At 65.7% G+C, this 280-nt stretch carries 1 protein-coding gene; it reads left to right on the plus strand.

What is annotated here, in order from left to right:
* The coding region (locus LZP69_RS16420; RefSeq protein WP_234201752.1) for a hypothetical protein at nt 1-280 on the plus strand (280 nt) is incomplete at both ends.

Consider the following 280-nt stretch of genomic DNA (forward strand, 5'->3'; position numbering starts at 1 on the left):
AGCCGGCGTCTCCTACGGTGCGGTCAGCTCGACCGTGGCGCGCTACCTGTACCGCACCGGCGAAGCCTATGCAGCCGAAGCCAAGAACCCAAACTTCGCATCCTTTGGCTTCTGGCTGGGCAACGAGCACCCGGTCTACGAAGTGTTCAAGGAACGGCTGCCGCGCGTCCGCCAGCCGTACGCCTGGTACATCCGCGTGCCGGACCTGCCGGGCTTCATTCGCAAAATTGCCCCCGTCCTGGAACGGCGCCTGGCGCAGTCCCCGTACAGCGGGCATTCG

Origin of the sequence: Shewanella sp. AS1 (assembly GCF_021412565.1) — a bacterium.
Taxonomy (GTDB): Bacteria; Pseudomonadota; Gammaproteobacteria; order Enterobacterales; family Shewanellaceae; genus Shewanella.